General features: G+C 36.9%; 11 protein-coding genes and 1 pseudogene. 1 reads left to right on the forward strand and 11 read right to left on the reverse strand.

Annotated features, from left to right (window positions below; all coding sequences use genetic code 11):
- Window positions 1-149: 149 nt before the first annotated feature.
- The 11 genes and pseudogenes from ACF3N8_RS08675 to ACF3N8_RS08725 all read right to left on the reverse strand — a co-directional run bounded on the left by ACF3N8_RS08675 (window position 150) and on the right by ACF3N8_RS08725 (window position 11,609).
- On the reverse strand, window positions 150-1,409 hold the full coding sequence (locus ACF3N8_RS08675) for an aminoacyltransferase (RefSeq protein WP_238101899.1): 1,260 nt from the start codon (window positions 1,407-1,409) through the stop codon (window positions 150-152).
- 60 nt (window positions 1,410-1,469) lie between these two features.
- Window positions 1,470-2,735, reverse strand: coding sequence for an aminoacyltransferase (locus ACF3N8_RS08680; RefSeq protein ID WP_238101900.1), 1,266 nt, complete (start codon window positions 2,733-2,735; stop codon window positions 1,470-1,472).
- Between the two features lie 296 nt (window positions 2,736-3,031).
- Window positions 3,032-3,694, reverse strand: a complete 663-nt coding sequence (locus ACF3N8_RS08685) for a type 1 glutamine amidotransferase domain-containing protein (protein WP_193765453.1) — start codon at window positions 3,692-3,694, stop codon at window positions 3,032-3,034.
- 48 nt (window positions 3,695-3,742) lie between these two features.
- The gene (gene trpA, locus ACF3N8_RS08690; protein WP_238101901.1) at window positions 3,743-4,477 is read right to left on the reverse strand and encodes a tryptophan synthase subunit alpha; all 735 of its coding nucleotides are present in this window, start codon (window positions 4,475-4,477) and stop codon (window positions 3,743-3,745) included.
- A complete protein-coding gene (trpB, locus tag ACF3N8_RS08695) occupies window positions 4,470-5,684 on the reverse strand; it encodes a tryptophan synthase subunit beta (RefSeq protein WP_392449829.1) in 1,215 nt (404 codons plus the stop codon). Before trpB ends, trpA begins: the two co-directional genes overlap by 8 nt.
- A gap of 1 nt (window position 5,685) precedes the next feature.
- Complete coding sequence (locus tag ACF3N8_RS08700) at window positions 5,686-6,309, reverse strand: phosphoribosylanthranilate isomerase (protein ID WP_009383988.1); 624 nt, start codon at window positions 6,307-6,309, stop codon at window positions 5,686-5,688.
- Window positions 6,310-6,314: 5 nt separating this feature from the next.
- The gene (gene trpC / locus ACF3N8_RS08705) at window positions 6,315-7,091 is read right to left on the reverse strand and encodes an indole-3-glycerol phosphate synthase TrpC (protein WP_238101904.1); all 777 of its coding nucleotides are present in this window, start codon (window positions 7,089-7,091) and stop codon (window positions 6,315-6,317) included.
- Complete coding sequence (gene trpD / locus ACF3N8_RS08710; protein ID WP_009383986.1) at window positions 7,088-8,089, reverse strand: anthranilate phosphoribosyltransferase; 1,002 nt, start codon at window positions 8,087-8,089, stop codon at window positions 7,088-7,090. Before trpD ends, trpC begins: the two co-directional genes overlap by 4 nt.
- Window positions 8,077-8,658 carry an aminodeoxychorismate/anthranilate synthase component II gene (locus ACF3N8_RS08715; RefSeq protein ID WP_238093503.1) on the reverse strand — a complete coding sequence of 194 codons (582 nt, stop codon included), beginning with the start codon at window positions 8,656-8,658 and terminating at the stop codon, window positions 8,077-8,079. Before ACF3N8_RS08715 ends, trpD begins: the two co-directional genes overlap by 13 nt.
- Window positions 8,655-10,058: pseudogene (locus tag ACF3N8_RS08720) on the reverse strand (anthranilate synthase component I). Before ACF3N8_RS08720 ends, ACF3N8_RS08715 begins: the two are co-directional and overlap by 4 nt.
- 510 nt (window positions 10,059-10,568) lie before the next feature.
- On the reverse strand, window positions 10,569-11,609 hold the full coding sequence (locus ACF3N8_RS08725) for a M42 family metallopeptidase (RefSeq protein ID WP_009383984.1): 1,041 nt from the start codon (window positions 11,607-11,609) through the stop codon (window positions 10,569-10,571).
- A gap of 130 nt (window positions 11,610-11,739) precedes the next feature.
- Between ACF3N8_RS08725 and ACF3N8_RS08730 the strand changes: the two genes are divergently transcribed.
- Window positions 11,740-12,831: a prephenate dehydrogenase gene (locus ACF3N8_RS08730; protein WP_392449830.1), complete on the forward strand. Its 1,092-nt coding sequence runs from the start codon at window positions 11,740-11,742 to the stop codon at window positions 12,829-12,831.
- Window positions 12,832-12,922 lie beyond the last annotated feature (91 nt).

Genomic DNA, 12,922 nt, shown 5'->3' on the forward strand with positions numbered 1-12,922 from the left:
AGCTTCCACAACTGCGCTTACAACTCAACTCTAGTCCTAAAAGTCAATTTACCTTCAAACTCCAACGTATACCGACGTGGCTTTTAAAAAAGTCAAATCAAATCAAAAAACTAGGGCGATGACACCACCCTAGTTTCGATACACTATTATTATTTACCAATCTTACTGCGAACAGCTTGGTATTTGTTATAAATCCAGTATTTAATCGGTTTAATTGGCTTGTAGAAATCACCAATTAACTCTTCAATTTGAACATTAAAGCCACGTTTAAAGCGGTAAACACCATAATCTTCGCTATCCTCAGTGAAGTCACCTGATAAACCATAGAAATTATAGCGTTCATAGCCGTGCTCGAAACAATAATTAATCATGTGCCAATGCATCATATAAGGGCCCATGTAATTATTGTATTTAGCAGATGAACCACCTGAGAAGTAGTTCACTTCGTAAGCATTCGTAAAGAAGACACCACTTGCTAAGTTTAATACATCGCCGTCTGTTTGACGCAGCTCGCTAGCTGCAAGAAGTTCTTTCTGAGCATGACTAATTTGCTTGTCTAATTCAGCAATCTTCTTAAGTTGTTTATCAGATTTATTTTCTTTCGCCATCATTTGATCACGCTTAGACTCTTGTTCAGTTAATGACTTCTGAAGATTCTCGATATACTCACTTAGATCAATGTACGCTAGTGGCATTAACACTTTATCGCCGTAATTGTGAATAAAGTTCTTGAAATACTCATCGGTCTTAGACGTAAAACCTGTACGCGCTTCTGTTTCACGATACAAATCAAGGAAGATGTCGATTTCATCTTCGTCTAGCATACGAATCTTAACACCATAATTCTTAGCTTTGTTGATATTACGTTTACGCTGACTATCAAATTGCTTCTTAAGTGATTGTGGTGTTTCACCTTTTAGGTTTAATACACCCATCCATCTTACCTGACTTGAATTGTCATATTGCGTCGTAAACCCGTGGTGCGTATAACCATGTGACTTAAATAAATTCACTAACTTATCGTTCTTTTCAAAATCAGGAAACGGATTAATATCCTTATCATAAAGATTGTACATCCAGTAAGGGTCAATCTTTACATAAAGACATTGATGTTGCTTTAGATACTTATCAAGTCCCTTTAGATAGTAATCAACAAGACCTAAATCACTATAATCCATGACTGGACCGCGATTTGAGTAATAAACATAACTTCCAATTGTAGGAATCTTAGAAAATAGACTCGCAGCGATGACGCGATTTGCTTCATCTTTAACCCCGAGTAATACAACCTGGAAACCATCGTCTTCTCTTGTCTTAATACTTTCTTTCATTTGAAAGTAATGACTTTCCAATGTGGGATTTTGAACAAATTGGTCATATTCTTCAACTGTTAATTCTGTAAATTTCATACCAATCGAATTCCCTTCTTCTAGATAATACTATTATAACACTGTGTGAGACATAATAAATTACCTCTTAATTCTATCTTTTGCTTTTTTAAGCAATTTATAAACATTGTATGCCGGTTTGTTTATTGGTTTAACAAAGTCACCAACATATTCTATAACATCAGCATTGAATCCTTTTTTAAATTTAATTACGCCAGCATCTTCTGCCTCTTCTGAAAAGTCACCACTAATGCCATAGAAATTATAACGATCAATACCATGGTCTAGTGCGTAATTAATCATCTCCCATTGAACGGCGTAACTGCCTGCAAAGTGCCTAAACTCATTAGACGTTCCACCTGCGTAATAAACCACTTCAAAAGGATTAATAATAAAGAATGCTGCTGAAATTGGTAGCTCATTACCATGTTTCGCTTGTAAGTCTTTCGCTTCTTTAAGTTTGTTTTGGTTCGCTTCAAGTTGCTGTTCAAGATTCGCTTTTTTATTATGAGATTTCTTGTTATCTGGACGTTTCTCGATATCTTTCTCGGCTTTAGCAATCTCTTTATGGAAACCTGCTTCTTCTTTCGTTAATTCTTCGATATACTCATCGAAATTAATGTAAGCAAGCGGTACCAGTACACGGTCACCGTAATGCTTCATACGGTCGTAGTAGAAATCATCATCTCGGTCGTCGAATGCTTTCGTTTCAGCAGTTTGTTCCATAAACGAACGGAAGATATCTAATTCATCTTCTTTTAAGAAGCGAACTTTAACACCGTTCTTCGCAACTTTCTTAGTATTACGTTTGCGAAGGCTATCCATACCTTTAAGCACGTCTTTATCTGTCTTGTCTTTTAAATCAAGAACCGAGTGGAAACGAACTTGGTAAATTGAACTGAAACCAGTCGTAAATCCATCATGCTCGAAACCTAATTCTTGCATCTTATCAAATAACCAGTCGTTCTCATAATCCTTAATGACTTCACCATCATGATTACGCATCTTATATGGTAAATAAGGATCAACACGTAAATATAAACAGTTATATTGTTTTAAATACTTAGATAATTCGTTAAAAAAGAAGTGCACAAGCTCTTTATTGTCATAATCAATCACAGGTCCGCGATTCGAATAAAAGTACTTGTAAAATTTCATAACTGGTACTGCAGTTAACAGACAGGCTGCAAGTACATGATTATCTTTGTCTTTAATACCTACTAAATGTGTTTCAATACCTTCAGATACTTTCAACTCATAGTTTTGTTCCATTTGTGTAAAATGGCTATAAGGCATTGCATCCGCAAATTGCCCAAATTCTGCAGTCGTTAAATTCGTAAATTTCATTTTCATTATGCTCCTATATCTCTAAATACGTCATTTACTAAAACTTTAGTGTTTCGAAATATATGACCCTTTAACTTTGGCTATTATACAATAAAGCTTAGCAAAACTAAAAGTGTAAAGAACGTTAAATTCTTAATTTAAAATCGTTTTTGTATGTATGTCATTGATGCAACTTATATGTCTAATTTAAAAATGACTAAGAGGCATCAAAAAAACACCTCAATATTATATTAACATGTATGAAACCGTAAATATAATAATTGAAGTGTTATTAAATTTTTATTTAATTGATAAGATTACCCTTTTAACGCATTTTTTAAAGCAACGCCAACGCCTTCACTTGATTGAGGGTTTTGTCCTGTTATAAAAGGCTTGCTCTCAATAACATGTTCAGAAAAATCATCTTTAGATTCAAATTCTGCACCTTGCTTACGTAATTCAGTTTCAAGCAAGAATGGAACTTTGTCATCAAGCTTCATTGCTTTTTCTTCACTATCCGTAAAGCCTGTTATTTTAATATCTTTCACAAGGTATTCACCATTATCATCTTTCGCACCTACAAATGCACTAGGTCCGTGACAAACAGCTGATACCCATTTATCTTCTTTAATAAATGCTTGAACAAGTGCACTTACTTTCTCATTGTTCGCGTAATCGAATACTGTACCGTGTCCGCCTGGGAAATAAACTGCATCATAATCACTACTATTCACTTCATCAATTGATTTTAATTGCTGAAGTAATTTTGAGAAACCTTCATACTTTTCAAGTTCATTATTTGCTACAGAATTAGGGTCAACAGGTGTGCTACCACCTTTAATTGAACTTAATTCTACTTCAATACCAGCATCATCTAACACATGGTAAACCGCCGCAGCTTCTTCTAACCATAAACCAGTTGGCGTACCATCTTTAAATTCATCCGTACTCGTTAAGACAAATAATACTTTAGTCATGATATATCTCCCTTCTTTATGGTACCTCGTAATCTTGTTATATCACATGCGTTATCGAGATTCATTTAAAGCGGCTTGTATTGAAGCCAAATACTGATACGTCGTTTCGTCAGGTCCTTCCTTGAAACGTTTAACAATTTCACTACCGATAACGACACCATCAGCCGTAGCTGCGATTTCTTTGACGTCTTTCGGTGTCTTAATACCAAACCCTGCCATCACAGGTACTTTGGCATGACGCTTAATAAATTCAATTTTTTCTTTTAGCTCAGGGTGAAAGGCCCCGTCCTGCCCTGTAATTGCATTCATCGTTACCGTGTATATAAAGCCCTCAGCTTCTTTCGCAATGTTTTCAATACGTGCTTCATTCGCTGTCATCGAGATTAACGAAATTAACTTTAGCTTACGATTCGGATGGCGTTCTTTAAGTTGCTTCAGTAGTTCATACGGTAAATCAGGTATAATTAATCCATACACCCCTGCTTCCGTACAAGCTTTAAAAAATGCATCTTCACCATACACTGCGATCATATGATAATACGTCATCAAGATATATGGGACCTTAATATGATCACGGTGTTGTTTCAAAGTCTCTAAAATCTTATCCGTAGTTTGTCCTTCGCGAATCGCCTCTTGGCCAGCTTCCATTATAATTGGCCCGTCTGCTACAGGATCTGAAAATGGAATGCCAATTTCAACATAATCCGCACCGTAATGTTCTAAGAGCTTCAAATTTTCAATCATCTTCTGATTACCCATAATATAAGGTACAAATAATTTACCCATCACGACGCACCTCTTCTCCAAAGTAAGTTCGAATCGTGTCCATATCTTTATCACCACGTCCAGATATCGTTACGACAATGATGTCATCTGGATTCATTTCTTGTGCTAAACGCTCGACATAACTTAGCGCATGCGCACTTTCTATTGCCGGGATAATCCCTTCAGCTTCCGTAAAGCGTTTCAATGCTTGCATAGCTTCATCATCAGAAGCCATTTCATATTGAACACGTCCAATATCGTGGTAATAGCAATGTTCCGGGCCAATTCCAGGATAATCCAGTCCAGCAGAAATAGAATGCGCTAAATCAATTTGATTATGTTCATCTTGGATGATATACATCTTCGTACCATGTAACACACCCTTTTTACCTTTATTAATTGCAAGCGCGTGACGTTTCGTATCTGGCCCTTCTCCTGAAGCTTCTACACCGTATAACTTAACCGATTCATCTTGTATGAAGGGATAGAACGTTCCTATCGCATTCGAACCACCACCTATACAAGCAACAACCGCATCAGGTAAACGGTTTTCGCGTTTCATTAATTGTGACTTGATTTCCTTACCGATAACACTTTGGAAATCTCTTACCATAGTTGGAAACGGATCTGGCCCTAAAGCTGATCCTAATAAGTAATGCGTGTCATCAACGTTCTCAACCCAGTATTGGAGTGCCTTGTTTACGGCATCAGATAACGTACCTTGCCCATCCGTAACACTCACCACTTTAGCGCCTAACAATTCCATTCGAAACACATTTTGCTTTTGACGACGAATATCTTCCTCACCCATAAATACAATTAAATCCATATCGAATAAAGCTGCAACAGTCGCACTCGCTACACCATGTTGTCCTGCACCCGTTTCAGCGACAAGCTTCTTTTTACCCATTGCTTGAGCAACGAGCGCTTGACCGAGGGCATTATTAATTTTATGCGCACCAGTATGATTCAAATCCTCACGCTTTAAATAAATCTTCGCCCCACCTATCGCCTTCGTATAGGATTCAGCATAAGTCAGCGGTGTTTCACGTCCTACATAGTGCTTCAAATAATCTTGATACTTCTCTTGAAAAGCCACGTCCGTTTTCAATCTTTGATAAACTGTCTTTAACTCTTGAACAGCAGGCATTAACGTTTCAGGTACAAATTGCCCACCATATTCTCCAAAGAAGCCTAATTCATCAGCTTCAGTTTGTATATATGTCATGTTAAACGCTCCTTTTTATTGTATTTATAAAAGCTTCCATTTTTTCTTGAGATTTATAACCATCTACTTCAATACCACTTGATAAATCAAAACCAATAAGACACTGAGATATATGTTTCGCCTGTTCAACATTGTCACTGTTTATACCGCCTGCTAGTAGAAATGGTGTATCTTTAATGGCTTTTACTAAAGACCATTTAAAAGTTTCACCTGTACCACCACGCTGTGAAGACGGTGTATCAATGATAAATACATCTACAAGCGACTCATATAACCTCATGATGCGCGACGTTTTAGTTGAAGCGGGTATCGCTTTAAAAATTTTCACATCAGGATACTTGTCTTTAATGTCCTTGATATAACCCGGTTCCTCATTGCCATGTAATTGAATGGTATTAATAGAAGTTTGCGTTAAAATCTCGTCTATAAGCGCCATTTTTGGATTAACTAACACTGCCACACGGTCGATTTTAGAAGGGATCGCTTGAGATAACGTTTTCATTTCTTCAATCGAAACATGTCGTTTACTTTTCGGATAATGAATAAAACCAATCGCATTAACCCCTAATTCAACAGCTACTTCAACTTCAACTAACCTTTTAAAACCGCAAAATTTGATATACATCGTGATCAGATCCTTTGCCTTAATTGAGGTATCAATGCGTCGAGTCGTTTTGAACGCATTAACGCTTCACCCATCAATACACCAGAAATGCCTGAGTCTATGATTGCTGCAATATCTTCAGGCGACTGAATGCCACTTTCAGATATATAATACGTATGACTGTTCAAGTCTCCATTTAAGATATGTTTCGTATGTTGCACATCCGTTATAAAGGTTTTTAAATCCCTGTTATTCACACCAATTAAACGAGGATTCAATTGATGCGCACGTTCAAGTTCTTGTTTATCGTGTACTTCAACAAGTACCTCTAAATCTTTTTCAAGCGCATAGTTGTATAACAACTCCAATTGTGCATCAGTTAAGATATGAACGATCAGTAGAATGATGTCAGCTCCTGCTTGGTGCGCAACATCAATTTGAGACGTATCAACGATAAAATCTTTGCATAAAATCGGTAAATCGGTATGTTGTCTTAATTGCATGAGACGCTCGAAACTACCTGAAAAGTACTTTTCATCGGTTAAAATAGATATTGCTTTCGCACCGTGCGCTTCATAAACTTTAACCTGTTCAACAAGATTACGCGTTGGAATATCTTTGACGCTCGGACTCTTAGATTTGATTTCAGCTATAACTTCGATGTGATTGCTCGCTTCTAGTGCTCTAATAAATGAGCGCTTAGAATGAGAACGCTCAGACTTAATTTCAGTTAACTTTCGCTTATAATAGCCGTCTTCAATTAATGTGGTCTTATATTCAACAATGTCGTCTAAAATCGTCATACGCTAACACCTCCTAATTGTTGATACAATTTCAAAGCGAATTGTTTGTCTATGATCTTTCGCGCTTGATGTACGCCTTCCTGAATCGATGCTGCTTTTTCGCTTACATACAAAGCAATGCCTGCATTTAATAAAACCACATCACGCTTTGGTCCTTGCTCCGTGCCATTTAAGATACGTAGCGTGATTGCTTTATTGACGTCAACATCCCCACCTATCAACGACGCATTATCCGCATAATTCAAACCGAAGTCCTTAGCATTTATCGTATATTGTTTAATCTCGTTCGGAGTGACTTCATAAATTAAGTTATCTCCGGATAACGTAGCCTCATCCATACCATTCGCACCATGTACGACGATTGCACGCTTACGTCCAAGCGTTTGAATTGTCTTTGCAATCATCGACATCTTACTAGGTTCGTAAACACCCATAACTTGGTAATCTAATTGAAACGGATTAATCATCGGCCCAACAATATTGAAAACAGTGGGCATTGGAATACGTTTTCGAATCGGTTGAATGTACTTAAACACTGGATACGTTTCAGTGGCACTTAAGAATGATATTCCTTTTTCATCAACGTCTTGTGTAGCGTTTTGAACGCTCAACGTTTCAACTTTTAAAGCTTCTAAAAGGTCGACGCTACCTGACTTGGAAGTAATGCTTCTGTTGCCGTGCTTTATAATAGGCACGCCTGCAGCCGCAACTACAAACGACACGGTTGTTGAAATGTTAAAGCTATTCGAGCGATCGCCACCTGTTCCACATACGCACATCGCATTATTGTATGTGGGCTGCGTTTGATACATCGAAGCGATTAATGCTTTTGTTAAAGCTGTTAACTCCTCAGTTGTTTCGCGCTTCATCGTAAAAGCAATTAAAATGTGCAGTTTCTCTTGCTCATCCACATTTTCATCTAAAAAGAAGTCAACCATCCACTGTACTTCAGCCTCTGTTAAGTTTTGAAATTGCATAAGCTTTTTTAAGATTTCCATGGTTTTTGACTCCTTTCTTTTGTTAGGTCAACAAAATTCTTTATGATTTGAGGTCCTACATCACAAGCGAACGATTCTGGATGATACTGAATACCGAAATGTGGTTTACTTTGATGCTCGAAAGACTGAATACAGTCTTTAATAGTGCCAGTGATAACCAACCGATGTGGAAAAGATTCAAACTGACAAACTAATGAGTGGTAACGCATAATGTCGAAATATTCTGATAAACCTTTGTATAATCGAGACGGATAATTAACCTTCATTCGGTCTACTTTTCCATGTAAGACCTTCTCACCTTCCACCACTAAACCGTTGTAGTAACAATTAATAGCTTGAGCGCCTAAGCATACGCCTAAGATTGGTTTATGGTCATATCGAGAAATAATCTTCTCTAAATCATTTGTATCATTCGGATGTCCTGGACCAGGTGAAATGACCACCCCATCGCATTCAATTTGCAGAACATCATTATCATCTGGGTAACGAATAATCACATCGTCGTGCTTAGCTATTAAATCAATCAAGTTGTAGGTAAATGAATCGTAGTTGTCGATGATTAAAATCATGGTGTTACCTCCAATAAACTTTTAGCTTTAAGTTTCGTTTCATTCAATTCATTCTCAACCTTAGAGTCATAGACAACACCACATCCTGCTTCCACACGCACAAACGTGTCATCAATAAGCATCGTGCGAATTGCTAAAGCTAAATCGAGATTCTGATTACAATTGATATAACCAACGCCACCACTATAAACGCCTCGTTTATAAGGATGCGTTTCATAGATACGTTGTATCGCACGTAACTTTGGTGCTCCTGAAACCGTTCCCGTAGGTAGTAAACTCGTTATGACTTCGATTGGCGATATGTCATCCTTCAATTCGCCTTCAACTTCGCTGACGATATGCATGACATGTTCGAAACGCTCAATGTCCATCAACTTTTTAAGTGACACTGAACCAACCTTTGAAACGCGATGGACATCGTTACGCCCTAAATCTACCAACATGCGGTGTTCACTTAATTCCTTCTCATCATTCATGAGTTGCTTGGCATTCTGACAATCTTCATGTTCATCTCGACCTCTTGAAATCGTTCCAGCAATAGGATTCGTGGTAACCTTGTTATTCGTTACCTTCACAAAGCTTTCAGGTGAACTTCCAACAATAATGTCATCCTCTAAGTTAATGTAGTACAAATAAGGACTCGGGTTACGACGCTTTAACTTCCGATAAAGTTGGTAACTTAAACTATCTAACTGATCCTGAAATCCATGCTTATATTGATAAATACGCGATGGAACCACCTGAAACATATCCCCAGCCTTAATGAGCTTCTTGAAGGTATTAACGCGTTCCTTGAACGTTTCTTCATCAATATTCGCCGTGATTGTTTTGTCTTCATTTTGAAAAGCCACATCGTTCTTGAATACGGGTACAGACTGTAATGCCTTTACCATTTGATCAACCCTCATATCAAGTTAATATTCAGAAAATTCAGAAAATAGATTTGATGAAATGACGTATAAAAGCTCTTTATAGTGATCAAATACATAAACACTTTCAATCATATAGAATTTTAAATCCGAACTATCTCCCTCAATAGGTATGTCCATTAATTTAGGAAATGCATGTCTCACTAAGTCGAAACTACATGTACCAATAAATCCTGAAACAAATGGTAAATGTGCAAGCGAAGGATCTTTGATGTCCTCATGATACTGATTGATAAACGTTTTTAACTTTTCATAAGGTGATAACGTCTCTTTAATGATTCTAGAAGGAAACCAAATTCGTAACAACTCATGATTTAACTCCACTCTGCCATATGGCTCGAATGCGACAATTGAATATCGACCTTTTTGTTGGTTATTACTTGAACTCTCCAAAATGATTTTTTTATCTCTCAAATAACCGAGTGCTTCTGGTGTGATATCTGCTGGTAAAACTTTGTAACTTATCTTCAATTTGGTTTCCTCCTTTTTAAAATAAAAACGCGCGTATGCAATCCTTCGAAAAGGACGCTTACGCGCGGTACCACCTTAATTAATTGCATAGATGCAATTCACTCTTACATATTCAATTCGTTGTATCCTTGATAAAACCCAATTCATTATTTGAAGGTGTTAGTTTACATCAACCACTAACTTTCTTATGCTACCGTCTCAAATAACTACTTCATTCTATCTAACAAAAAACACCACAATAACGCGAAAGATAAGGACGCGTTACCGTGGTGCCACCTTAATTAACAATTTCTTTTTCACTTTAATGATTTATTGATTTATGAAACACACTGCCCAATTCACATCCTGATTTGTGCTAATTTCCATCAACCATTAGCTTTCTGATTGCTACAAATACATATGCTACTTATCAATGCGTTATCAACATACGTTTACGTCGTTGAATTAATACATACTATACATCGGTCATTTTAAGATGTCAACAAATTTTTTTAATTTTTAAAAGTTATTTTATGCGTCATCCATTTTTGATAAGCAATATACTTTTAATAATTGCATCGTAGCATTTAATGAATCAACATGCGTACGTTCTAAGGCATGTGAGGATTCGATGCCTGCACCGAATAAACCGTGTTTAATATCTGCGCCTGCTTTTAACGCTGCTGATGCGTCTGACACATAATATGGATAGATATCAACTTTATACGGAATCTTATTTAGCTTACATAATTGAATAAGTTGTTCTTTAAGCTTCTTGTGATAAGGACCTGAACTATCTTTCGCACATATAGAAACGGTATATTCATCTGAGTTCTGTCCATCACCTAGAGCCCCCATATCAAATGCAATAAATTCTTCGATCTGATCTGATATATTTGAGTTAGCCCCATAGCCAATTTCCTCATTATTTGAAATATAGAAGTAAGTCTGATGAGGTAACGTGATTGATTCTGAACGAATTTCTTTTAGGAAAGCCATAATCATGGCTACGCTAGCTTTATCATCCAGATGTCTAGACTTAATGAAACCTGATTGAGTCACAACTGTTTTAGGATCGAAACTTACAAAGTCTCCTACTTCGATACCTAAATCTCTAGTTTCTTCTGCTGAGCGAACTTTCTCATCAATTCTCACTTCCATATGAGCTTGGTCACGTGGAATTTTATCATTATCTCGATAGACATGAACACTTGTCTCATGTAAGCAAATCGTGCCCGTGTACATTTCGCCAGTCGCCGTTTCTATTTCGACGTAGTCTCCTTCTACTGCGTTATAGTTAAAACTACCAATAATATCTAAAGCCAAGCGGCCGTCTTCTTTGATTTCTTTAACCATTGCGCCTAACGTATCCACGTGAGCAGTAATACAACGTTGGCGTTCTTGATTATCGCCTTCTACCTCGATAAACAATCCACCTTTAGTCGTTTGATAAGTTTTGAAACCAAGTTCCTTCGCATAGTCTTTAACATATTGGATTGCCTTTTCAGTATGGCCAGATGGACTATTAATAGCCGTTAGAGATTTTATTAAGTCTAAGATCGTATCTTGCATGCAGATTCCTCCTAAAATTTACATGTTTGAATTGTCTCTATACAAATATATCATTAAACAAAATATTTTCATTGATTTTAGCATTTAATCGTTGTAAAATTCAAAATATTATAAATTAAGGTGGGATACGATGACTCATATACTTTTTGTTGGACTTGGTTTAATTGGAGGTAGTTTAGCAAGTAATATTAAACATCATCACAACGATGTGATTATTTCTGCATATGATTATAATGCATCGCAACTTGATAAAGCATATAGCATAGGCATTATAGACCACAAACAATCTCATTATGAACAAGCAGTTGCAAAAGCAGATATCATCTTCTATGCAACGCCTGTTAGCCAAACTGTTACGTATCTCAAAACATTACCTTCTTTAGAAACCAAGCCTGGCTTAATCGTCACTGACACAGGTAGTACTAAGAATTCCATTCTTGCTTTCGAACAAGAACTACTTGAACATGATATTCATTTAGTTGGTGGTCACCCTATGGCTGGTAGTCATAAATCAGGTATATTAAATGCTAAAAAACACTTATTTGAAAATGCTTATTATATGTTGACCTATAATTTAGACGCTAATGCGAACGCAGCTAAGCGTATCGAACATTTATTGCAACACACATTAGCTCAATTTATTACGGTTAACGCAGATGAACACGACTTTGTAACAGGCGTTGTAAGTCACTTTCCACATATCATTGCCGCAAGCCTTGTTCATTTAAACAAACGTTATGCAAATGAATCTCAACTCGTTCCCCTTCTAGCTGCAGGTGGCTTTAGAGATATTACACGAATCGCGAGTAGTAATGCTGAAATGTGGCGTGATATCACGCTTGAAAACAAAAATCACCTGATTAAGCTCATGAAAAATTGGCAACAACAGATGGCTGAAGCAACGCAAATGCTTGAAGATACTGAGCCTGAAGCACTCTACCAATTCTTTGAACAAGCCAAAACTTATCGCGATGCGCTTCCTTCTCAGAAAAAAGGTGCAGTTTTATCGAGTTTTGATCTCTTTGTAGAGATCCCTGACCGCCCGGGTATGATTAGCGAAGTTACTAAACTCTTAAGTTTACATAATATTTCTATAAGCAACTTAAGAATACTTGAGACTCGAGAAGACATTTACGGCGCCTTACGGGTTAGCTTTAAATCACCAGAAGACCGTCAAAAAGGGATTGAAGCACTTCACCAATTTGAAACCTACTTACCTTAGTTCTATGTAAATAATTTAATCACTATATACACTTGGATTTATGGCTTTATGCTATTATTTATATCAATTTCCTTACAGCTGACTCCTAGGG

The sequence above is a fragment of the Staphylococcus massiliensis genome (assembly GCF_043186315.1).
Taxonomy (GTDB): Bacteria; Bacillota; Bacilli; order Staphylococcales; family Staphylococcaceae; genus Staphylococcus; species Staphylococcus massiliensis.